The organism is Paraburkholderia sp. CI2 (assembly GCF_014201055.1).
GTDB lineage: Bacteria > Pseudomonadota > Gammaproteobacteria > Burkholderiales > Burkholderiaceae > Paraburkholderia > Paraburkholderia tuberum.
In genome coordinates this window covers 74,765-96,121 of sequence record NZ_JACHDL010000023.1, presented here as the reverse complement: position 1 = coordinate 96,121, position 21,357 = coordinate 74,765, and the positions used below count along the sequence as shown (strand labels likewise).

Sequence of the window (21,357 nt, the reverse complement as noted above, 5' to 3'; positions counted from 1 at the left end):
CGCCGCACACTGTGTGTTGCGCGAAATGGAGTCATCCTCACCGAGACGCCCAGCTTAACCAGCCACGCTGGTCGCAGCGGCCGCCTTGCAGATCGCCAGGAAATCCCGATCTTTCAACGACGCGCCGCCGATCAGGCCGCCGTCGATATCGAGCTGACGGAACAGTTCTTCCGCGTTGTCCGGCTTAACGCTGCCGCCGTATAGCAACGGCACGTCCGCCGCACCCTTGGCCGCGAGACGTGCGCGCAGGAACCCATGCACGGCCTGCGCCTGTGCCGCCGACGCGCTCTTGCCGGTGCCAATTGCCCACACCGGCTCATACGCGACGACGAGGCGAGCCGCTTCCTGAGCCGACAGCTTCGCGAGCACCTCGTCGAGCTGACCGCCGACGACCTGCTCGGTGCAACCCGCTTCGCGTTCTTCGAGCGTTTCGCCGACGCACACGATCGGCGTCAAACCCGCCTCGAGCACACGCTGCGCTTTCACCGCGACCAGTTCGGCGCTTTCGCGGTGATACGCGCGGCGCTCCGAGTGCCCGACGATTGCAAACGTGGCGCCGAAGTCCGTCACCATCGGCGCAGCCACTTCGCCGGTATAGGCGCCATGCGTGAACGCGGACACGTCCTGCACGCCCCACACGACCGGGCTGCCTTCGAGCAGCGACTGAGTCTGCCCGAGATAGAGGCTCGGCACGCACACACCGACGCGCACGTCGGCCGGCAATTCACTGGCGCCCTGTGCCACTGCCTGCAGCAACGCGGCGTTCGCGGCGAGCCGCCCATGCATCTTCCAGTTACCGACTACCAGTTTGGCTCGTTGTTGATTCGACATCGTCTCGTATTGTCCTGTCTTGCCAGTCCGGCCTGCTGCCGGCGGACTTCGCTCGCGCCTCGCTGCAGTTTGTTCCTGCGCTCACGGCCCGCCCGTCGGATTGATCCGGCGCGCGCAAAACGCGCAATTTTACTGCGTGGGGTGGATCGGGTCAAACCGATGACGTCAAGCCTCCTGACCCCACGTCAACACGATCTTGCCGACGTGCGTGCCGCTTTCCATCAGTGCATGCGCGTCGGCAGCCTGGGCGGCCGGAAACACGCGATGCACGACCGGCTTGATGCGCCCAGCTTCGAGATGCGGCCACACGCGCTCCTTCAGTTGCGCGGCGATCTGCGCCTTGAACTCGATCGGCCGTGGTCGCAGTGTGGAACCGGTAACCGTCAGACGGCGGCGCAACACTTCGTTCAGGTTCAGCTCCGCCTTCGCGCCGCCGAGCAGCGCAATTAGTACGATACGGCCACCGTCGGCGAGAGCCGACAATTCGCGCGGCACGTAGCTGCCTGCCACCATGTCGAGGATCACGTCGACGCCACGATCGTTGGTCAGCGACTTGATGACTTCGACGAAATCTTCAGTCCTGTAGTTGATCGCGCGTTCGGCGCCGAGCGCTTCGCACGCGCGGCACTTTTCGTCCGAGCCCGCGGTCGCGAACACACGGAAGCCGAGCGCGTGCGCAATCTGGATCGCCGTCACGCCGATGCCGCTCGAACCACCCTGCACGAGCAGCGTTTCATTCGCACCGCCCTCGCCCTGGCCGAGCTGCGCGCGATTGAAGACGTTGCTCCACACCGTGAAAAAAGTCTCGGGCAGCGAAGCCGCTTCGATATCCGACAACCCCGTCGGCACCGGCAGGCATTGCAGCAGCGGCGCGGCCGCAAATTCCGCGTAGCCGCCGCCCGCGAGCAGCGCGCACACGCGATCGCCGATCTTCAGACCGAACGGGTTGTTCTTCGCGTCGATCGTGCCGCCGACGATCTCGCCCGCCACCTCCAGCCCCGGCAGATCCGACGCTCCCGGCGGCGGCGCATAGCCGCCCTTGCGCTGAAACACGTCCGGACGATTGATGCCGGATGCCGCCACCTTGATCAGCACCTCGCCAGCCTTGAGCTGCGGCGTCGGACGCTCCGCCAGCTTGAGGACTTCCGGCGCACCGAATTCAGTGATTTCGATCGCTTTCATCTGCGTCAACTCCAAGATTGGATTGCGTTACCTACCCGTTGCTGCCGTCTGCCATAGCGCCGCGCTGCGATTCGAATGCGCAACGCAATCCATCCTGCATGAAAAACGGCCGGCGCGCATGACACGGCCGGCCGTTTGTCCGCTACCGCCTTACTGCGGCGTCGGCTCGCCTTGCGGCGCGTCGTTCAGCAATGCCTTCGCCGACAGACGCACACGACCCTTCTCGTCCGTCTGGATGACCTTGACCTTCACCTGCTGGCCATCCTTCAGATAGTCGTTGATGTCCTTGATGCGCTCGTTCGCGATCTCGGAGATATGCAGCAGACCATCCTTACCCGGCAGGATGTTCACGATCGCGCCGAAGTCGAGCAGCTTGAGCACGGTGCCTTCGTACACCTGGCCCACTTCGACTTCCATCGTGATCGCTTCGATACGACGCTTCGCTTCGGCCATGCCTTCGCTGTTCGTGCTCGCGATCGTGACGACGCCGTCATCCGAAATGTCGATCGTCGTGCCGGTTTCTTCGGTAAGCGCGCGGATCACCGAGCCGCCCTTGCCGATCACGTCGCGAATCTTTTCCGGGTTGATCTTGATCGTGATCATGCGCGGTGCGAACTCCGATAGTTGGGTGTTCGCGCCGGCCACGGCCGAGGTCATCTTGCCGAGGATGTGCATGCGGCCTTCCTTCGCCTGCGCGAGCGCGACCTGCATGATTTCCTTCGTGATGCCCTGAATCTTGATGTCCATCTGCAGCGCGGTCACGCCTTGTTCCGTACCCGCGACCTTGAAGTCCATGTCGCCGAGGTGATCTTCGTCGCCGAGAATGTCGGTCAGCACCGCGAAGCGATTACCTTCGAGGATCAGGCCCATCGCGATACCGGCGACGTGCGCCTTCATCGGCACGCCGGCGTCCATCAGCGCGAGGCAGCCGCCACACACCGAAGCCATCGACGACGAACCGTTCGACTCGGTGATTTCCGACACGACGCGGATCGAGTAGCCGAACTCGTCGGCGCTCGGCAGGCACGCGACGAGCGCGCGCTTGGCGAGACGGCCGTGACCGATTTCACGGCGCTTCGGCGAACCGACGCGGCCCGTTTCGCCCGTCGCGAACGGAGGCATGTTGTAGTGGAGCATGAAGCGTTCGCGGTACTCGCCTTCGAGCGCGTCGATGTTTTGCTCGTCGCCCTTCGTGCCGAGCGTCGCGACCACCATCGCCTGCGTCTCGCCGCGCGTGAACAGCGCCGAGCCGTGGGTACGCGGCAGCACGCCGGTGCGGATTTCGATCGGGCGCACGGTGCGCGTGTCGCGGCCGTCGATACGCGGCTCGCCGTTCAGGATCTGCGTACGGACGATCTTCGCTTCGATGTCGAACAGCACGTTGCCGACCGACGCCTTGTCGGCCGCCACGGTGCCCGCTGCCGCCGCTTCTTCCTCGAGCTTCGCCGAGGTCGCCGCGTAGACTTCCTTCAGCTTGGTCGAGCGAGCCTGCTTGTCGCGGATCTGGTAAGCGGCGAGCAGATCGGCCTGCGCGAGTTCGGTCACGCGTGCGATCAGCGCTTCGTTCTTTGCGGCGGGCTGCCAGTCCCACTCGGGCTTGCCGCCTTCGCGGACGAGTTCGTGGATCGCGTCGATCGCGGTCTGCATCTGCTCGTGACCGAACACGACGGCGCCGAGCATCACTTCTTCGCTCAATTGCTGCGCTTCCGATTCGACCATCAGCACCGCGCGTTCCGTGCCGGCGACGACGAGGTCGAGTGCCGATTCTTTCATCTGCGGACGCGTCGGGTTCAGCACGTATTCGTTGTTGATGTAGGCCACGCGCGCCGCGCCGACCGGGCCGTTGAACGGCAGACCGGACACCGCGAGCGCCGCCGAGGCGCCGATCAGCGCAGGGATGTCGGCGGGGATTTCCGGATTCAGCGACAGCACGTGAATCACGACCTGCACTTCGTTGTAGAAGCCTTCCGGGAAGAGCGGACGCAGCGGACGGTCGATCAGGCGCGAGATCAGCGTCTCGCCTTCCGACGGACGGCCTTCGCGACGGAAGAAGCCACCCGGGATCTTGCCGGCGGCGTAAGTCTTTTCGATGTAATCGACGGTGAGGGGGAAGAAGTCCTGGCCCGGCTTCGCGGTTTTCGCGCCGACCACGGTGGCGAGCACCACGGTATCTTCGACGTCGACGATCACCGCGCCGCCCGCCTGGCGAGCGATTTCACCGGTTTCGAGGCGAACGTTGTGCTGCCCCCACTTAAACTCTTTGACGATCTTATTGAACATAGTCATTGCTTTTCCTCATCGTAATGCCGCGCGGACCGGAGCGGCGCGGCAACGCCAGGCCGGCGCCGCATGGGAAGAGTCGTGCTATGCCATTCCAGAGAGTCACGTGCTGCGACTGCGCGCGAACCGCTGGAATGACACAAAACTCCGCCCTGAAGCCCGGCCTTGTTTCCTGTTACTGCTTCTTCTACTGCTGTTCTGCTACTGCGCTTGCCCATAGACGCCGCGCGAACCGGCATACGCCGCGGATCACAGGCGGTGCGCGTTACACGAAGCGCGCCGCGCAAAAACAAAATGCCTGTATCAGCGAAACTGACACAGGCATCTTGCTGAACGACTGGCCGATTACTTACGCAGACCCAGCTTCTCGATCAGGCTGCGGTAACGATCCGCGTCCTTACCCTTCAGGTAGTCGAGCAACTTGCGACGGCGGCTCACCATGCGCAGCAGACCGCGGCGGCTGTGGTGATCCTTCGTGTGCTCCTTGAAGTGGGAGGTCAGTTCGTTGATACGGGTCGTGAGCAGCGCGACCTGAACTTCGGGGGAGCCGGTGTCGTTGGCTGCGCGTGCGAATTGCGCGACGACTTCGGACTTCTTGCTTGCTTCAACTGCGGACATGTCAATTTCCTTGATAACTGGACAGGCGGTCACGGAAGAAAGGCCGTGCCGTGGGATACCCGTTTCACAATTTACTGAGTCCCGTTCGTGGCTGAATTAACTGAATCAGAACCCAGCCCAACAACGGGACGCGTATTGTAGCACAGCCGATTCCGGCCGCGAACCCCGGGCCAGCAAGGCTGGATTGAGTGTCGCTCGCGGGCGCTCAGGGGCGCCGCATCCGGCAGACCGTCGGCGATAGTGTGCGCTCGGCTGGTATCGCCAGCACCGTGCGGAAGCCATAGCCCGACCCTTCGTTATCGAAATGCACGCCGGGTGTGCCGGCTTTGTCCATCTGCATCACGTAGAGGGGCTGGATCAGCTGATGGTCATCGGCGCGCATCCACGATGCGTGAATACCGTTGTCGAAGCGGATGCCCTCGAGCGCTTTCGCGACCGCCGTCGGAGCGGCGCTGCCGGCGCGGCTCATCGCGGCGGCGAGCGTTTCGATCATCAGTGGCATGCGCAGCACCGGATAGTCGTCCTGGGCGGCCGGAAAACGCGCGCGGAACGCCGCGTACCACGCGTCGGAGGCCGCGCCACCGACATTCGGATGCCACTCGGCCACCGCGATCACGTGACCCACGCCTGCGTCGCCAAGCGCGGCCGGCGCGCCGAGGCTGTTGCCGTAGAACGTGTAGAACTTCGTGTCGAGGCCCTGCTCGCGCGCCGCCTTCACGAGCAGCGTCAGGTCGTTGCCCCAGTTGCCGGTGATCACGGCATCCGCGCCGCTCGCGCGGATCTTCGCGATGTACGGCGCGAAATCCTTCACGCGGCCGATCGGGTGAAATTCGTCGCCGACCACCGCGATGTCGGGACGCTTCGCCGCGAGCGTCGAACGCGCGAGGCTGCTCACGTCGTGTCCGAAGCTGTAATCCTGGTTGAGCAGGTACACCTTTTTCACCGCCTTGTCGCGCTCGATCACCTCGGCGAGCGCGGCCATCCGCATGCCGGCGTGCGCGTCGAAGCGGAAGTGCCAGAAGCTGCAGTCCGCGTTGGTGAGCGCGGGGTCGTCGGCGGAGTAGTTGAGGAACAGTTCGCGGTTGTCCGGCTCGCGGCTGTTCTGCTTCTCGATCGCGCCGATCAGCGCCGCGGCGACCGCCGAGCTATTGCCCTGCAGGATGTAGCCGATATGGCGATCCGCGGCCGCGCGCAATTGCGTCAGCGCTTCCTCCGTGCTGCCCTTGCTGTCGAGCACGACGAGTTCGAACGGATGCGCGCCGTCCGCGAGCTCCACGCCGCCGTGCGCGTTGACCTGCTCGACACCGAAACGCAGATTGCGCTCGACCGCCGCGCCCGCGTTCGCGAACGGGCCGGACATGCCTTCGATCAGCGCGAGCTGGATCGGCGTGCCGGCGAGTTTGCCGGCCGGCAGGCTGGCGGACTTGCTTGCGTGATTACCGGCCGGGCTTGCCGCCAGCGTGGCCGCGCGGCTCCCCGGCTTGCCGGTGGGCGGAACGGTCCCCTGCGCGGACGCCTGACTCGCGCCCGTCGAGGCCGGATTCGCCGCCTCAGCCACGCCAACTCCCGCCACCGCCATCGAAATCGCCGTCAGCGCAACCGCCGCCGCCCCTCGCCACATCGCCGTCATGGTCGTCCGCTCTGAATCTTCGAAGCGCGGATCATAGGATGACGCGCACGGAATAGGCAAGCCGGCGCATCCGTTACCGTCTGGTGGCGACGCACGTTCAAGCAACGCCGTTCTTTCGCCACAGCGCGTGTCAAAATAGTGCGTTTCGATGATAAGAACCGCTATTCAAACGCCATCGGAGGAATACATGCCGAACCGCCACCACCCCACGGCGGCTGCTATCACAGCCCCGGCCGGCGCCAGTCTGCGCCGCGCCGCGCTCGTTTGCCTCAGCGTGCTCGCTCTCGCCGGCTGCGCCCAGCCGTGGCAGCAGTATCAACAGGGAGCGGACGCATCGACGGTCATCGCGCGTCTCGGTCCGCCGCGCGAAACCTATGATCTGCCCGACGGCGGCAAGCGTCTGATGTGGCCGACCCAACCGATGGGCGAAACCACCACCGCCGCCGACATCGACGCAGCCGGCAAGATCATCAACGTGCGCCAGGTGCTGCAGCCCAACGAGTTCTACCGCGCCGAGATCGGCAAATGGACACGCAGCGACGTGCTGGTGAACTTCGGCCGCCCGGTCGAAACGTCGTACTTCCCGCTGATGAGGCGCGAAGTCTGGACCTATCGCTATCTCGAAGACAACGTCTGGTACATGATGTACAACTTCTACTTCGATGACCAGGGCATCTTGCGCCTCACGCAGAAGACCCCCGACCCGCTGCACGACCCCGACCGCCGCAACCTGTTCTGAGCACTGAGCACCCTCTTCGGAAGAAGCACCAAATCTCAAAAAAGCCGCCTTCGATAGGCGGCTTTTTTATTGTTTAAGCATAAAACAGAATTTTATCCTGTTTACGCCAACAAATTTGCGAAAGAAAGGTTATTGTAAACGCCGTTCGGGCACCGGCTCGCAATCACGTGCAGACGCGGTTTCGGTCCGGTGCCAGGTCAATTGCCTCTCATACGGAGTTGCTACGATGAACCGACCCAAACACCTGCTGGTCGCCAACGTCGCGTGGGCCCATGAAACCGCGACGCGTAATCCGGCATTTTTTCGCGACCTGATGCGCGGACAGAATCCACACATTCTTTGGATCGGCTGCGCGGACAGCCGCGTGCCCGCCGAAACGATCACGCATTGCGAGCCCGGCGATCTGTTCGTCCATCGCAACATCGCCAACCTGTTTCATCCCGGCGACGACAACGTCGCGAGCGTCCTTGAATACGCGGTGCGGGTGCTCAAGGTCGGCCACGTGATCGTCTGCGGCCACTATGGCTGCGGCGGCGTGCGCGCCGCGCTGCTGCCGCCGGACCCCGCGCTGCCCCATGTGAACCGCCGTATCGCGCCGCTCTGCGCACTCGCCAAAACGCATCACTCGGAGCTGGACGGCGCGGCGACCGAGCCGGATCGCGTCAATCGCCTCGCCGAGCTGAACGTGCTCGAACAGGTGCGGCAGCTACGGGCGAGCCCGATCGTGCACGAGGCTGAGCCGGCGCCGCTCGTGCACGGCTGGATCTTTGCGCTCGACGACGGGCGCATCAAGGTTCTCACCTCCGGCTATACCGCCGACGACGCGATGACCTGCACGACCGCGGCGCACAGCGCGGCCTAGCGAAGCGCGTCGCCCGTCCCATTCGAACCGCGGACGGAGCCGACAGCGGAATCGTCATCGGGCCATACCTGTTCGTCGCCCATCGTCCCACCTCTCGCTCTTCGACACCATGGATAATCAAACCTCTTTCTCCGCGCTCCAGAGCGACGTGCTCGCCGGAACGGCCGTTTTTCTGGTGGCCCTGCCGCTTTGCCTCGGCATTGCTCACGCATCGGGCGTCGACCCGTTTGCCGGACTGGTGTCCGGCATCATTGGCGGGCTCGTGGTTGCCGCGCTGAGCGGCTCGCGTCTGAGCGTGAGCGGCCCGGCCGCGGGCCTCGTCGTGATCGTCGTCGACGGCATCGCACGGCTTGGCGGCTTTTCCGCTTTCCTGCTGGCCGTACTGCTGTCGGGCGTCATCCAGTTCGGCTTCGGCATGCTCAAGGCCGGCCGGTACGCCGCCTACGTGCCGTCGCCGGTGATCAAGGGGATGCTCGCGGCCATCGGCGTGCTGTTGATCCTCAAGCAGCTCCCCGTTGCGCTGGGGCTGTCCGGCACCGCCGACTCCGGCCAGTCGGCGGCGGCGGTCGCAACGCCGCTCGGCCCAATCTCACTGACCGCCGTGCTGATCACACTGCTGTCGCTCGCGATCCTCGCCGGCTGGGAAACGCGCGCGCTGCGCCGCTTCGCTGTCGTGCGCATCATGCCCGCGCCGCTCGCGGTGGTGCTGCTCGGCATCGGCGCGACGCTCGCCCTCAATCTCGTCGCGCCATCGTTGGCACCGCCCGCCGAAGGGCGGGTCGCGTTGCCGTCGCTGGAATCGTTCGCGGCACTGCAGGCCGTGCTCGCGTCGGCCGACTTCGGCCCACGGTTCGCCCAGCTCATCAATCCCGACATATGGCGCGTTGCGATCACGATCGCCATCCTCGCAAGTCTCGAAACGCTACTGAGCCTCGAAGCGGTCGAACAGATCGATCCGGAGCGCCGCCGCGCGCCTCCCGATCGCGAGCTGAAGGCGCAGGGCGTGGGCAATCTGATCGCGGGTGCGATCGGCGGCCTGCCGATCACCGCGGTGATCGTGCGTAGCTCCGCGAACGTCCATGCCGGCGCAAAAAGCCGACTCTCGGCGATCGTTCACGGCGTGTTGCTTCTCGTCAGCGTGTTCGCGCTCACGAGCGTGATCAACCTGATCCCGCTCGCCTGCCTTGCCGCGATCCTGATCTTCACCGGGTTCAAACTCGCCAAGCCGTCGTTGTTCGCCGGGCTCGCGCGGCAGGGATTCGTGCCGTTTGCACCATTTATCGTCACAGTCGTCGGTGTGCTCGTCACCGATCTGCTGATCGGTATCGTACTCGGCATCCTGTGCAGCATGCTGTTCGCGCTGTACGCAAACCTGCGCGGCCCGATCGTGCTCGCGCAGCATGGCGATCACTACCTGCTGTCGTTTCGCAAGGACGTGTCGTTTCTCGGTAAGGTGCCGCTCAAGCACTATCTGCAGCAGATTCCGGATGGCGCCACCGTTATCGTCGATGCGACACGCGCCGATTTCGTCGATCACGACGTGCGCGAACTGCTGGACGCGTTCGTCGCCGATGCGCCTCGCCGTGGGATTACCGTCGACGTCAGATTTCAAGTCCGCGAGCAGGCCCGCGCAACGCGCGGCTGGTCGCTGCGGCGCACGACGGCGGACTAGTTTCGTCATATCGCGCCGCCGCAGCTGCGCGATGACGGCAGAAAAAAGCCCCGTGTGCCGAGCACCACGGGGCTTCTCCTCCGATCCACACAAGCGATCGCGCGCTACCGGCGCGCCATGCTCGCGTTACTCCGAGCGCTGCGGATTCACCTTGTCCGCATTCGAATACAGCTTGTTGAGCGCCGAAAAATATGCCTTCGCGGATGCCGCGACGATATCCGGATCAGTGCCCGTGCCGTTGACGATGCGCCCGCTCTTCGACAACCGCACGGTCACTTCGCCCTGCGCCTGCGTGCCGGTCGTGATCGCGTTGACCGAGTACAGCAGCAGTTCGGAGCCGCTGCCCACTTCCGTTTCGATCGCGTTGAGGGTGGCGTCGACCGGTCCGTTGCCGCGCGCTTCGCCGGTGATCTCTTTACCCTCTACCGAGAACACGACCTTCGCGTGCGGCTGCTCGCCGGTTTCGGAATGCTGCGACATCGACAGAAACTTGTAGTGCTCCTTCTCGTGCGCTTCCGCCGATTCCTCGTTGACGATGGCGATGATGTCTTCGTCGAAGATCTCCGCCTTGCGATCGGCGAGTTCCTTGAAGCGCGCGAACGCGGTGTTCAGTTCGGCTTCGCTGTCGAGCGCGATGCCGAGCTCCTGCAGACGCTGTTTGAACGCATTGCGGCCCGACAGCTTGCCGAGCACGATCTTGTTCGCGGCCCAACCCACGTCTTCCGCGCGCATGATTTCGTAAGTATCGCGCGCCTTCAGCACGCCATCCTGATGGATGCCCGACGCGTGCGCGAAAGCGTTCGCGCCGACCACGGACTTGTTCGGCTGCACGACGAAGCCAGTGATCTGCGACACGAGCTTCGAGGCCGGCACGATCTGAGTCGTGTCGAGGCCGACGTCGAGTCCGAAGTAATCCTTGCGGGTCTTCACCGCCATTACGATTTCTTCGAGCGACGTATTGCCCGCGCGCTCGCCGAGCCCGTTGATCGTGCATTCGACCTGGCGCGCGCCGCCAATCTGCACGCCGGCGAGCGAATTCGCGACCGCCATGCCGAGGTCATTGTGGCAATGCACGGAGAACACCGCTTTGTGCGAGTTGGGAATGCGCTCGCGCAGCGTCTTCACGAGTTGGCCATAGAGTTCCGGCACGCCGTAGCCGACGGTGTCCGCGATGTTGATCGTGGTCGCGCCTTCGGCGATCACCGCTTCCAGCACACGGCACAGGAAGTCCAAATCCGAGCGGCTGCCGTCTTCCGGCGAGAATTCGACGTCGTCGGTGAACTTGCGCGCGAAACGCACCGCAAGCCTGGCCTGCTCGAATACCTGCTCGGGCGTCATCCGCAGCTTCTTCTCCATGTGCAGTGGCGACGTTGCGATGAACGTGTGGATGCGGAAATGATCGGCCGGCTTCAGTGCGTCGGCGGCCTTCTGTATGTCCTTGTCGTTCGCGCGCGCAAGCGAGCAGATCGTGCTGTCCTTCACGAGGCCGGCGATCGTATGGATCGCGTCGAAGTCGCCGTTCGAGCTGGCCGCGAAGCCCGCTTCGATCACGTCGACTTTCATCCGTTCGAGTTGCCTGGCGATGCGGATCTTCTCTTCCTTCGTCATCGACGCGCCGGGCGATTGCTCGCCGTCACGCAGCGTGGTGTCGAAAATGATCAGTTTGTCGGACATGTGGGGCCTCCTCGGGAGTCGTTCAGATGTGGGACTTGGTTTTGGAATGGACGATGAGCGCCGCCGCTGGCAAGGTAGGGCGATCACGATGATCGCGGCCGGTGCGGACGGAACGCAAAAACGCATAAAGGCGTGAACGAAGCATGATGGCGCGGCGCAGCGAACGGCCTCGCCGACCCGGCAAAATCGGCCACGCCCACGCACTGATCCGACGACTATAGCGGCATTCCAGCCACGGCGCAATGCGCGCCGGGGCGGCCTGCGGCGCTGTCCGAAGCGACCGCGTAACGGCACCAACCAACGAAAAACGGCAGCCTGCAGGCTGCCGTTTTTCGTACGTCGCTGCGATGCAGCGCGGTTCAAATCCTCAACGGTCGTGCGACATCGAACGCGCCGGATTGGCCCGGCCGCGCACCGCCTGATACGCCCAGAACACGTAGCCGGACAGACCGTACAGCACGAACAGACCGAACAGCATCAACGGCGGATCGGACGACACGAGCACGAAGGCGACCACCACCAGCAGGATCACGCCGAACGGCACGCGATGCCGTACGTCGAGCGCCTTGCCGCTATAGAACGGCGCGTTCGACACCATCGTCACGCCCGCGTAGATGGTCAGCACGAAGGCGACCCACGGCAGCCAGACGAGCTTCAGCGGCACGCGGTTGTCGGTGGCGAGCCACACGAAACCGGCGATCAGTGCCGCCGCTGCCGGGCTCGGCATGCCCTGGAAGAAACGCTTGTCGACCACGCCGATATTCGTGTTGAAACGCGCGAGCCGTAGCGCCGCGCCGGAACAATAGACGAACGCCGCGAGCCAGCCCCACCGGCCGAGGTCCTTCAGGATCCACTCGTACATCACGAGCGCGGGCGCAACACCGAACGACACCATGTCCGACAGGCTGTCGAACTGCTCGCCGAACGCGCTTTGCGTATGCGTCATGCGCGCGACGCGACCGTCCATGCCATCGAGCACCATCGCGACGAAGATCGCGATCGCCGCGATCTCGAAGCGCACGTTCATCGCCTGCACGACGGCGAAGAAGCCGCAGAACAGCGCGGCCGTGGTGAATGCGTTCGGCAGCAGGTAGATGCCGCGTTTTCTGAGGAACTGCTGACGCTGCGCGCGCCGGCTGTCGGCGACCGGCGACTCCGTGACCACCGGCGGCTTGTTGCGACGAAACGGCCGCGGCAGCGGTCCACTGCTGCGGGGTCGACGCGGTTTGAATGCGGCCATTCGGACAACCTCCTGTATGCCGCTTTACAGCTCGGCGAGGATCGTGGACGACGCCGACACCTTCTCGCCGATCGACACGCGCGGACGGCTGCCCACCGGCAAATACACGTCGAGGCGCGAACCGAAGCGGATGAATCCGTAACGCTGGCCGCGGGTCAGCGGCTCGCCTGCACGGACGTAGCAAAGAATCCGCCGCGCGATCAGCCCGGCAATCTGCACCGACGTGACCGTCTGGCCGCCGGCCATTTCGATCACGACCGCGTTGCGCTCGTTTTCGAGCGAGGCTTTATCGACCGCCGCGTTCAGATAGGCGCCAGGAAAGTATTCGACTTTCGAGATCGCACCGTCGACGGGCGAGCGCTGCGAGTGCACGTTGAATACGTTCATGAACACGCTGATCTTCAGCGCTTCGCGATTCGCATAAGGATCATGCGCGGTTTCTACCGCGACGATACGACCGTCGGCAGGACACAGCACCGCGTTGGCCTGCGTCGGAATCGGACGCGCCGGGTCGCGGAAAAACTGCACGATGAAGATCAGGATCAGCCAGAAGAGCCACGCAAAGCCGAACCCCCCGAAGGCGTGAACCAGTAATGCAACGACGGCCGCGATGGCGATGAACGGCCAGCCTTCTCGCGCGATGATCGGATGAGGGTAATTCATGGATGGCTTCTGTGTTTTTGTAAAACCGTAGGATAGCAAAAGCCGCCCAGGGTTCAGCACCCTTGGACGGCTTTTTGACTGGTCCGGCCGCCGCGCCGAAGCACCGCGCCGGACCTCGTTATATCGAGACGCTTAGTTCTTCGACTGGTCGACGAGCTTGTTCTTCGCGATCCACGGCATCATCGCGCGCAGCTTCGAGCCAACCTGCTCGATCTGGTGCTCGGCCGTCAGACGGCGACGCGATTGCAGCGTCGGTGCGCCAGCCTTGTTCTCGATGATGAAGCTCTTCGCGTATTCGCCGGTCTGGATGTCGGTCAGCACGGCCTTCATCGCCTTCTTCGTTTCAGCGGTCACGATGCGCGGCCCCGTCACGTACTCGCCGTACTCGGCGTTGTTCGAGATCGAGTAGTTCATGTTCGCGATGCCGCCTTCGTAGATCAGGTCGACGATCAGCTTCAGTTCGTGCAGGCACTCGAAGTACGCCATTTCCGGCGCGTAACCCGCTTCGACCAGCGTTTCGAAGCCGGCCTTGATCAGGTCGACGGTACCGCCGCACAGCACAGCCTGCTCGCCGAACAGGTCGGTTTCGGTTTCTTCGCGGAAGTTCGTTTCGATGATGCCGGCCCGGCCGCCGCCGTTAGCCGCTGCGTACGACAGCGCGATGTCGCGCGCCGCGCCCGACTTGTCCTGCGCAACCGCGATCAGGTGCGGCACGCCGCCACCTTGGGAGTAGGTGCCGCGAACCGTGTGGCCCGGCGCCTTCGGCGCGATCATGATGACGTCGAGGTCGGCACGCGGGATCACCTGGCCGTAGTGAACGTTGAAGCCGTGCGCGAACGCGAGCGCTGCGCCCTGCTTGATGTTCGCGTGGACTTCCTTCGCGTACACGTCGGCGATCTGCTCGTCCGGCAGCAGCATCATGACGACGTCCGCGCCCTTCACCGCTTCCGCGACTTCCTTGACTTGCAGGCCGGCGTTTTCAGCCTTGCTCCACGATGCGCCGCCCTTGCGCAGACCGACCGTGATGTTCACGCCGCTTTCCTTCAGGTTCAGCGCGTGCGCATGGCCTTGCGAGCCATAGCCGATGATGGTGACCTGCTTGCCCTTGATGAGGGAGAGATCGGCGTCCTTGTCGTAGAAAACTTTCATGTCGGTTCCTTGGCTAGATTCGATGATTCAGAGAAATTCAGGTACTGCGAATGTTGTTATTGCCAGCCGCGCGATACCGCGTTGCCCGGCCTTGCGAAACGCGACGTCAGACCTTCAGAATGCGCTCGCCGCGACCGATGCCCGAGCTGCCCGTGCGGACCGTCTCGAGAATCGCCGTGGAATCGAGCCCCTCGATGAAGGCGTCGAGCTTGTCGCTCGCCCCCGTCAATTCGATCGTGTAGGTCTTTTCGGTGACGTCGATGATGCGGCCGCGGAAAATGTCCGCCATCCGCTTCATCTCCTCACGTTCCTTGCCGACCGCCCTCACCTTGATCAGCATCAGCTCGCGTTCGATGTGGGCGCCCTCGGTAAGGTCGACCACTTTCACCACCTCGATCAGGCGGTTCAGATGCTTCGTGATCTGTTCGATCACGTCGTCCGAGCCAACGGAGACGATGGTCATGCGCGACAGCGAACGGTCTTCGGTCGGAGCCACCGTCAAGGTTTCAATGTTGTAGCCGCGTGCGGAGAACAGACCCACCACGCGCGACAGCGCGCCTGGTTCGTTTTCCAGCAGGACGGAAATGATGTGTCTCATGTTTCGCTTCTTCCAGATGATGTGTCGATGTCTGCGAGCGGAGCGGCGCCGCCTCGTCTGCCCTCGCCTTTTTTGAAGGCGCGCATCACGAAGCCGGCGCTGGAGTTATCCAGACGCCCCGTCGTTAAAGATCTTCCGAACCCATGAGCATCTCGGTGATGCCCTTGCCGGCCTGAACCATCGGCCAGACGTTTTCGGTCGGATCGGTCTGGAAGTCGAGAAACACCGTGCGATCCTTCAGGCGCAGCGCTTCCTTCAGCGCCGGTTCCACATCGGCCGTGCGCTCGATGCGCATGCCCACGTGTCCGTACGCTTCGGCGAGCTTCACGAAGTCCGGCAGCGCATCCATGTACGAATGCGAATAGCGTTTGCTGTATTCGATCTGCTGCCACTGGCGCACCATGCCGAGATAGCGGTTATTCAGCGAAATAATCTTGATCGGCAGGTCGTACTGCTTGCAGGTCGACAGCTCCTGGATGCACATCTGGATCGAGCCTTCGCCCGTGATGCACAGCACGTCGTCGTCCGGATGGGCCATCTTCACGCCCATCGCGGCCGGTAAGCCGAAGCCCATCGTGCCGAGGCCACCGGAATTGATCCAGCGACGCGGCTTGTTGAACTTGTAGAACTGCGCGGCCCACATCTGGTGCTGGCCCACGTCGGAGCACACGAACGCGTTGCCGTCGGTCAGCTCCCACGCCTTTTCGACCACGTACTGCGGCTTGATGATGTCGCTCTTGCGGTCGTACTTCAGGCAATCTTTCGCGCGCCAGCCTTCGATGTCCTTCCACCAGTCGGCGAGCGCCGCGGCGTCGGGGCCATGCTCGGCCGTCTGCAACTGCTCGATCAGTTCCTTCAGCACTTCCTTCACGTCGCCGACGATCGGAATGTCGACCTTGACGCGCTTGGAAATGGAAGAGGGATCGATGTCGATATGGATGATCTTGCGCGGCCGCGACGCGAAGTGGCTCGGATCGCCGATCACGCGGTCGTCGAAGCGCGCGCCGATCGCGATCAGCACGTCGCAGTGCTGCATCGCCATATTGGCTTCGTACGTGCCGTGCATGCCGAGCATGCCGAGGAATTTCTTGTCGCTCGAGCGGTAGCCGCCCAGACCCATTAGCGTATTGGTGACCGGATAGCCGAGCAGATCGGCGAACTGGTTCAATTCACGCGACGCATCCGCGAGCACGATGCCGCCGCCGGTGTAGATATACGGACGCTTCGCCGACAGCAGCAGCGACACCGCCTTGCGGATCTGACCGGAGTGGCCCTTCGTGACCGGGTTGTATGAGCGCAGCGAAACGCTCTTGATCGGCTCGTATTGGCACGGCGTCTTCGACACGTCCTTCGGAATGTCGATCAGCACTGGGCCGGGACGGCCGGTACGGGCGATGTAGAAAGCTTTCTTGACGGTGGCGGCGAGATCGCGCACGTCCTTCACGAGGAAGTTGTGCTTCACGCAGGGACGCGTGATGCCGACCGTGTCGCATTCCTGGAATGCATCCTGACCGATCGCGGCAGTCGGCACCTGGCCGCTGATCACGACCAACGGGATCGAATCCATATAGGCGGTCGCGATGCCGGTCACCGCGTTGGTGACGCCGGGGCCGGAGGTCACGAGACACACGCCGACCTTGCCGGTGGAGCGCGCGTAGGCGTCCGCGGCATGCACGGCGGCCTGCTCGTGGCGCACGAGCACATGCTGGAACTTGTCCTGCTTGTACAGCTCGTCGTAAATGTAGAGTACCGAGCCGCCGGGATAGCCCCAGATGAACTCGACGTCTTCGTCGGCCAGTGCCTTCATGAGCACGGTGGCGCCGATAGAGTCTGCTTCGTGATGGGGGGTCGTATCCGACGTGGAGAATTCCGCGCTGGGCATATTCATTGATTCACCTTTCGAATTTTCGGCAAAAAATTGATCGGGTGCTCTCTGCCGGGCTCGTGACTCGGGTTCAAGCGGCGCGTCCAGTTGGCAGGCGGGCTTCTTGGGCCACACCTCAATTGAGACAACTCACTTATGTTGCGAACCAGCGACGATAGCTTCTGGCGCGCTCGCGGTCAAGAAAATATTGCCATTGGCTCGTGCGTAGGAGCGCGCGATCGGACGGAATGTCGACCGTGATGCAAATGCAAGCTTGAGCAGGTTTCACCCCTATCGGAGCAAAAGTTTGTTAGCATCCGCGAGTTTTACGACATTTTTCGACCGATTACGCGCACGCTTGCTGCGCCGACCCCAACCGGATGGCATCAGACAAGGAACTCGCCAATTTTCTGGCGGGCGTCGAAAGGCGCGCATTCAAGCAGACGGTCTACGCCGTGCGGGACGACGATGCGTCCCTCGACATCGTGCAAGACGCGATGATCAAGCTCGCCGAGAAATACGGCGACCGTCCGGCGGCCGAGCTGCCGCTGCTGTTTCAGCGTATTCTGCAGAATGCGACGCACGACTATTTCCGCCGTGCCAAAGTACGCAACACTTGGGTTAGTCTATTCTCGTCGCTCGGCAATGCCGACGACGACGAGTTCGATCCGCTGGAAACCTTCGAGGCCGAGGCGGGTTCGGCTGGCGCCGAGAGCAACGAACAGAAGCTCGAACGAGAGCAGGTCCTGCAGTCGATCGACAACGAGATCCAGAAATTACCGGCACGTCAACGGGAGGCGTTTCTCATGCGTTATTGGGAAGATATGGATGTCGCCGAGACTGCCGCCGCAATGGGCTGCTCCGAAGGCAGCGTGAAAACGCACTGCTCCCGGGCCACTCACACGCTGGCGCAAGCGCTCAAGGCGAAAGGAATCACGCTATGAGCTCCCTTGAAAACACAGAACTCGAGTTTGCGCGTCAACTGCGCCGCGCGCTTGACGAAAACACCGCCAGCCTCCCTCCCGCCACCGTCGACCGGCTCGCTGCCGCGCGTCGTGCCGCGTTGGCGCGCAAAAAGCCCGAAGCCGTCAGCGCGCCGGTGTTCGTGCCTGCGTTCGCCGGCATGCCGGCCGGGATGGCGGGGCTACCGCAGGGAGGCTTCGAGCCGCGCCGCCGCTGGCCGCTGCGCCGCTTCGCGCTCGCGTGGCCGCTGGCCGCGCTGGTCGTGAGCCTGATCGGCATCGCGTACTGGGAAGATCACCAGCGCACCGCCGAACTTGCCGATATCGATGCCGCCATGCTAAGCGACGACCTACCGCTCAATGCCTATCTCGACCACGGCTTCAACGCGTATCTTTCACGCGCCCACTGAGCGGGAGATTCCTCGGGTGAGTTACAAGCGCGGCCTGGCCGTTGTTTTCGGATGCACGATCGCGGCCCTGGTGTCGTTTGTCGCGACCTATCCGCGCTTTCACCCGAGCCCATCGTCGGCGGGCAATCCGTCGCCCGGCGTCAACGTCGCCGCGCCCGCCCCCGCCCCCGCACTTTCCGTCGAATTGCCCGGCCTGCCGGGCAGCAATAGCCCCCTCGCGTGGTCACGCCTGAGCGCCGCCGACCACGCCGCGCTGGCCCCATTCGCATCGCAATGGGATTCGTTTAGCGACGAACGCAAGCGAAAGTGGATCAAGATTGCGTCGCGATACGCAAAGATGTCGCCGGATGCGCAAAAGCGTCTGCATGAGCGCATGAGTGAATGGGTGCGCATGACGCCCGATCAGCGCCGCGTCGCGCGCGAAAACTACCAGGTTTCGAAGGAGTTGCCGCGCGAAGCGCGCCAGAACGCGTGGAAAGCGTACCAACAGCTGCCCGAAGAAACGAAGGAGCGGCTCGCCGCGAGCGAACGCAAGCGTCGCCCCAGCGTCGTCAGCGCGCCGCCATCGGCTCGCAACGAGATCAAGGGCATCGACCGGTTCGTGAATGCGCGCGAGCACGGCGCCAGTGCTGCCGCGGCGGCGAGCGCCGCGCCGGCTGCCTCCGCGCCGGCCGCGGCCTCGCTGCCGGCAACGCCTGCGATTCCGGCGGCGGGCAGCTTCGTACCGGCGACGCCGGTGCCCGTGTCGCCTGCCGAAGCGCCGGCAATCTTCCACGGCTCCTGATTCCGACCCCGAACCCATTACGTGTCCCAGCCGCTCGCCACCCCCACCCTGCCTGCCGCCGCACCCGGCGGCGGCACGGCGCCCACCGTCCGGCGACGGCTCGCGGCACTGCTCTACGAAGCGGTCATTCTGTTCGGCGTCGTGTTTCTCGCCGGCTATCTGTTCAGCACGCTGACGCAGCAGCGTAACGGGCTCGCGCATCACAACCTGCTCGCCGGCTGGATCGGCCTCGTGGTTGGCGTGTACTTCGTCTGGTTCTGGACGCACGGCGGCCAGACGCTGCCGATGAAAACCTGGCGATTACGGGTTGTTGGCGCTGATGGCGCGCCGGTTTCGGTTGGGCGGGCGATTGCGCGGTATGTGTTCGCCTGGTTGTGGTTTTTGCCGCCGCTGGCGTTGCATCCACTTCTTGGGTTGCGGGTGCAGCAGACGCTTGTTATTGCGGGCGTCTGGTTCGTGGTGTGGGCCGCGAGTGGGCGTTTTGATCCGCAGCGGCAGTTTTTGCATGATCGGCTCGCGGGGACGCGGGTGGTAGCGGTGGGGCGCTAGCGCGCGTGGGCGATGGGCCGAATGCGTTGCTCTCCTTTGGCGGGGTGAGGCCTTTTTTGCCTTTGTTCGTGCGGTGTTGGCCTTTCCTTGCTGACTTATCGGTCTATTAGCGTTGCCCCTGTGCGGGGCGGCACCTACTTTCTTTGCTGCTGCAAAGAAAGTAGGCAAAGAAGACAGCTAAAACCGCCAACTCTTAAGCGGGTCCCTCGGTCTGCATGAGGTAGTGGTGCATCTGGAATCCGTGCTCCCGCACATTCCGCGCTTGTGACAAGGCTGTCATTCTTCCGGCGGCGCTGCGCGCGCCGAAACCCCGCTCAAAAACCACTGGTTGTTTCGGCGCATCGCCGAGGCGCAGCCGAGGGTCCCCGCTGCGCGGGCAAAACCATTGGTTTCCCTGGCAGACCCGTCCGCGACGCACGTAGTGCGGAGTGGGAGCGGATGATGGCTTTGTCACGAACGGGGAATGTGCGGGGGCCCGGATTCCAGATGCACCACTACCCCTTCCAAGCCAGGAGACCCGCTTAAGAGTTGGCGGTTTGAGCTGTCTTCTTTGCCTACTTTCTTTGCAGCAGCAAAGAAAGTAGGTGCCGCCCCGCACAGCGGCTGATTCTAATTCGATCGCCAAATCGCTCAAAGCTATATCCAGCAAGCCTGAGCGATGATTATATCAAGCTATTTTGACCGTCTAAAAAACGATCGGAGACTGTAGCGAGACTATCTCCGCGCGTTTTTGGCGCGGACCGCGTGATCATTGAGACTGGTTACGGCGAAACCGGACATTGCGGACTATCCTGAGTTCATCAGACAGCGCGGCTATTTTCAAGTCCCGCGTCATCGTACTCCTGGCACCACTCCTCGGTGACCTGCCGCACATGATTTCGCAATGTTTCCCTGTGGTGACTACCGAAGGTACTCCGCCGCTCGCTCGTCTAGCTGCTCCTTGATTTCCCGCCAGTTCGGCATATGCCTGTCTAGTGTTGAATAAAAGGCTCTGCTGTGGTTGTGGTGCTTCAGGTGGCACATTTCGTGTAGCAGCACATAATCTATGGCCACTCGAGGCGCCCTGACCAACCACGGATTCAGCGTGATGCGCCCTGCAGGAGAACAGTTGCCCCACTGGCGTTGCATAAACCGCAGTCGTACCGGTGGCAGTTCTTGAACCCATTGCAATGGTCCCGCGATCACCAGAAAGCGTTGCGCGAAGACTTCTCGCGCGCGCTGGCAATACCAATCATCTAGGGCTGACCTGATCGTGGTGGTGTCGTGCTTCGGCACGGCCACGATGATGAATGGACCGCGCATATAGGCCTTCACTGAGGCTTCCGGCTCGACGACGACTTTCAGGCGGTAGCGTCGGCCCAAGTAGTGCAGGGATTCGCCGCTGACGTACTCTCGCGGAAGCACATGTGCCAACCGTGCCTTGGCGGCACTGACATGCTGGCTGATCCATCGAGAACGCTTCTTCACGGCAGCAAGCACTTTAGCTAACGGGGCGGTACTTGGTGCGTCCACGTGCACGCGACCGTCTGGTTCTACGTGAATTGCAACGCGCGGCACGACACGGGAAGGCTGGCGTCGCAGGGTGAAGGTAATTTCCTCGTCGCCATAAGCGAAGCTGTGCTGCTGGGGCTTTCTATCCTGTGCGTGCAT

Annotated in this window: 19 protein-coding genes; 7 read left to right on the top strand and 12 right to left on the bottom strand. The window is 63.3% G+C overall.

Annotation, left to right across the window (positions count from 1 at the left end):
- Nucleotides 1-54 precede the first annotated feature (54 nt).
- The 5 genes from tpiA to HDG32_RS26975 form a co-directional block, all read right to left on the bottom strand.
- Nucleotides 55-831, bottom strand: coding sequence for a triose-phosphate isomerase (gene tpiA, locus HDG32_RS26995; protein WP_184072118.1), 777 nt, complete (start codon nt 829-831; stop codon nt 55-57).
- Between the two features lie 165 nt (nt 832-996).
- A complete protein-coding gene (locus HDG32_RS26990; protein WP_184028504.1) occupies nt 997-2,013 on the bottom strand; it encodes an NAD(P)H-quinone oxidoreductase in 1,017 nt (338 codons plus the stop codon).
- 150 nt (nt 2,014-2,163) lie between these two features.
- Nucleotides 2,164-4,299, bottom strand: a complete 2,136-nt coding sequence (gene pnp / locus HDG32_RS26985; RefSeq protein WP_176078899.1) for a polyribonucleotide nucleotidyltransferase — start codon at nt 4,297-4,299, stop codon at nt 2,164-2,166.
- Between the two features lie 339 nt (nt 4,300-4,638).
- A complete protein-coding gene (gene rpsO / locus HDG32_RS26980; protein ID WP_008920609.1) occupies nt 4,639-4,911 on the bottom strand; it encodes a 30S ribosomal protein S15 in 273 nt (90 codons plus the stop codon).
- A 205-nt stretch (nt 4,912-5,116) separates the two neighbouring features.
- Nucleotides 5,117-6,541 carry a branched-chain amino acid ABC transporter substrate-binding protein gene (locus tag HDG32_RS26975; RefSeq protein WP_184072117.1) on the bottom strand — a complete coding sequence of 475 codons (1,425 nt, stop codon included), beginning with the start codon at nt 6,539-6,541 and terminating at the stop codon, nt 5,117-5,119.
- A gap of 187 nt (nt 6,542-6,728) precedes the next feature.
- Here HDG32_RS26975 and HDG32_RS26970 point away from each other — a divergent pair, with 187 nt between their 5' ends.
- From HDG32_RS26970 to HDG32_RS26960, 3 genes are all read left to right on the top strand, one after another.
- Complete coding sequence (locus HDG32_RS26970; protein ID WP_184072116.1) at nt 6,729-7,280, top strand: hypothetical protein; 552 nt, start codon at nt 6,729-6,731, stop codon at nt 7,278-7,280.
- 226 nt (nt 7,281-7,506) lie between these two features.
- Complete coding sequence (locus HDG32_RS26965; protein WP_018420005.1) at nt 7,507-8,142, top strand: carbonic anhydrase; 636 nt, start codon at nt 7,507-7,509, stop codon at nt 8,140-8,142.
- 109 nt (nt 8,143-8,251) lie between these two features.
- On the top strand, nt 8,252-9,814 hold the full coding sequence (locus HDG32_RS26960; RefSeq protein WP_184072115.1) for a SulP family inorganic anion transporter: 1,563 nt from the start codon (nt 8,252-8,254) through the stop codon (nt 9,812-9,814).
- A 126-nt stretch (nt 9,815-9,940) separates the two neighbouring features.
- Here HDG32_RS26960 and HDG32_RS26955 read toward each other — a convergent pair whose 3' ends face one another.
- From HDG32_RS26955 to HDG32_RS26930, 6 genes are all read right to left on the bottom strand, one after another.
- On the bottom strand, nt 9,941-11,488 hold the full coding sequence (locus HDG32_RS26955; protein WP_184072114.1) for a 2-isopropylmalate synthase: 1,548 nt from the start codon (nt 11,486-11,488) through the stop codon (nt 9,941-9,943).
- Nucleotides 11,489-11,855: 367 nt separating this feature from the next.
- Nucleotides 11,856-12,728, bottom strand: coding sequence for a CDP-diacylglycerol--serine O-phosphatidyltransferase (pssA, locus tag HDG32_RS26950; protein ID WP_018420002.1), 873 nt, complete (start codon nt 12,726-12,728; stop codon nt 11,856-11,858).
- Nucleotides 12,729-12,752: 24 nt separating this feature from the next.
- The gene (locus HDG32_RS26945) at nt 12,753-13,391 is read right to left on the bottom strand and encodes a phosphatidylserine decarboxylase (RefSeq protein WP_184072113.1); all 639 of its coding nucleotides are present in this window, start codon (nt 13,389-13,391) and stop codon (nt 12,753-12,755) included.
- A 132-nt stretch (nt 13,392-13,523) separates the two neighbouring features.
- A complete protein-coding gene (gene ilvC / locus HDG32_RS26940; protein ID WP_008920617.1) occupies nt 13,524-14,540 on the bottom strand; it encodes a ketol-acid reductoisomerase in 1,017 nt (338 codons plus the stop codon).
- 106 nt (nt 14,541-14,646) lie between these two features.
- The gene (gene ilvN / locus HDG32_RS26935) at nt 14,647-15,138 is read right to left on the bottom strand and encodes an acetolactate synthase small subunit (RefSeq protein WP_018420000.1); all 492 of its coding nucleotides are present in this window, start codon (nt 15,136-15,138) and stop codon (nt 14,647-14,649) included.
- A 124-nt stretch (nt 15,139-15,262) separates the two neighbouring features.
- Nucleotides 15,263-17,026, bottom strand: coding sequence for an acetolactate synthase 3 catalytic subunit (locus HDG32_RS26930; RefSeq protein ID WP_184072112.1), 1,764 nt, complete (start codon nt 17,024-17,026; stop codon nt 15,263-15,265).
- A gap of 356 nt (nt 17,027-17,382) precedes the next feature.
- Between HDG32_RS26930 and HDG32_RS26925 the strand changes: the two genes are divergently transcribed.
- The 4 genes from HDG32_RS26925 to HDG32_RS26910 are packed head-to-tail and all read left to right on the top strand — an operon-like array spanning nt 17,383 to nt 19,707.
- Nucleotides 17,383-17,946, top strand: a complete 564-nt coding sequence (locus tag HDG32_RS26925; protein WP_184072111.1) for an RNA polymerase sigma factor — start codon at nt 17,383-17,385, stop codon at nt 17,944-17,946.
- Nucleotides 17,943-18,374 (top strand): DUF3619 family protein, encoded by a 432-nt coding sequence (locus tag HDG32_RS26920; RefSeq protein WP_184072110.1) that lies wholly within the window; start codon nt 17,943-17,945, stop codon nt 18,372-18,374. Before HDG32_RS26925 ends, HDG32_RS26920 begins: the two co-directional genes overlap by 4 nt.
- Before the next feature lie 16 nt (nt 18,375-18,390).
- Nucleotides 18,391-19,158 (top strand): DUF3106 domain-containing protein, encoded by a 768-nt coding sequence (locus HDG32_RS26915; protein ID WP_184072109.1) that lies wholly within the window; start codon nt 18,391-18,393, stop codon nt 19,156-19,158.
- A 21-nt stretch (nt 19,159-19,179) separates the two neighbouring features.
- Nucleotides 19,180-19,707 (top strand): RDD family protein, encoded by a 528-nt coding sequence (locus HDG32_RS26910; RefSeq protein ID WP_184072108.1) that lies wholly within the window; start codon nt 19,180-19,182, stop codon nt 19,705-19,707.
- Between the two features lie 900 nt (nt 19,708-20,607).
- On the opposite strand, the gene HDG32_RS26905 is transcribed toward HDG32_RS26910, so the two are convergent.
- Nucleotides 20,608-21,357: a M48 family metallopeptidase gene (locus HDG32_RS26905; protein ID WP_184072107.1), complete on the bottom strand. Its 750-nt coding sequence runs from the start codon at nt 21,355-21,357 to the stop codon at nt 20,608-20,610.

Coding starts and splice junctions, on each gene's coding strand:
- tpiA (WP_184072118.1), bottom strand. CDS start 831: ATGTCGAATCAACAACGAGCCAAACTGGTAGTCGGTAACTGGAAGATG.
- HDG32_RS26990 (WP_184028504.1), bottom strand. CDS start 2,013: ATGAAAGCGATCGAAATCACTGAATTCGGTGCGCCGGAAGTCCTCAAG.
- pnp (WP_176078899.1), bottom strand. CDS start 4,299: ATGACTATGTTCAATAAGATCGTCAAAGAGTTTAAGTGGGGGCAGCAC.
- rpsO (WP_008920609.1), bottom strand. CDS start 4,911: ATGTCCGCAGTTGAAGCAAGCAAGAAGTCCGAAGTCGTCGCGCAATTC.
- HDG32_RS26975 (WP_184072117.1), bottom strand. CDS start 6,541: ATGACGGCGATGTGGCGAGGGGCGGCGGCGGTTGCGCTGACGGCGATT.
- HDG32_RS26970 (WP_184072116.1), top strand. CDS start 6,729: ATGCCGAACCGCCACCACCCCACGGCGGCTGCTATCACAGCCCCGGCC.
- HDG32_RS26965 (WP_018420005.1), top strand. CDS start 7,507: ATGAACCGACCCAAACACCTGCTGGTCGCCAACGTCGCGTGGGCCCAT.
- HDG32_RS26960 (WP_184072115.1), top strand. CDS start 8,252: ATGGATAATCAAACCTCTTTCTCCGCGCTCCAGAGCGACGTGCTCGCC.
- HDG32_RS26955 (WP_184072114.1), bottom strand. CDS start 11,488: ATGTCCGACAAACTGATCATTTTCGACACCACGCTGCGTGACGGCGAG.
- pssA (WP_018420002.1), bottom strand. CDS start 12,728: ATGGCCGCATTCAAACCGCGTCGACCCCGCAGCAGTGGACCGCTGCCG.
- HDG32_RS26945 (WP_184072113.1), bottom strand. CDS start 13,391: ATGAATTACCCTCATCCGATCATCGCGCGAGAAGGCTGGCCGTTCATC.
- ilvC (WP_008920617.1), bottom strand. CDS start 14,540: ATGAAAGTTTTCTACGACAAGGACGCCGATCTCTCCCTCATCAAGGGC.
- ilvN (WP_018420000.1), bottom strand. CDS start 15,138: ATGAGACACATCATTTCCGTCCTGCTGGAAAACGAACCAGGCGCGCTG.
- HDG32_RS26930 (WP_184072112.1), bottom strand. CDS start 17,026: ATGAATATGCCCAGCGCGGAATTCTCCACGTCGGATACGACCCCCCAT.
- HDG32_RS26925 (WP_184072111.1), top strand. CDS start 17,383: ATGGCATCAGACAAGGAACTCGCCAATTTTCTGGCGGGCGTCGAAAGG.
- HDG32_RS26920 (WP_184072110.1), top strand. CDS start 17,943: ATGAGCTCCCTTGAAAACACAGAACTCGAGTTTGCGCGTCAACTGCGC.
- HDG32_RS26905 (WP_184072107.1), bottom strand. CDS start 21,357: ATGCACGCACAGGATAGAAAGCCCCAGCAGCACAGCTTCGCTTATGGC.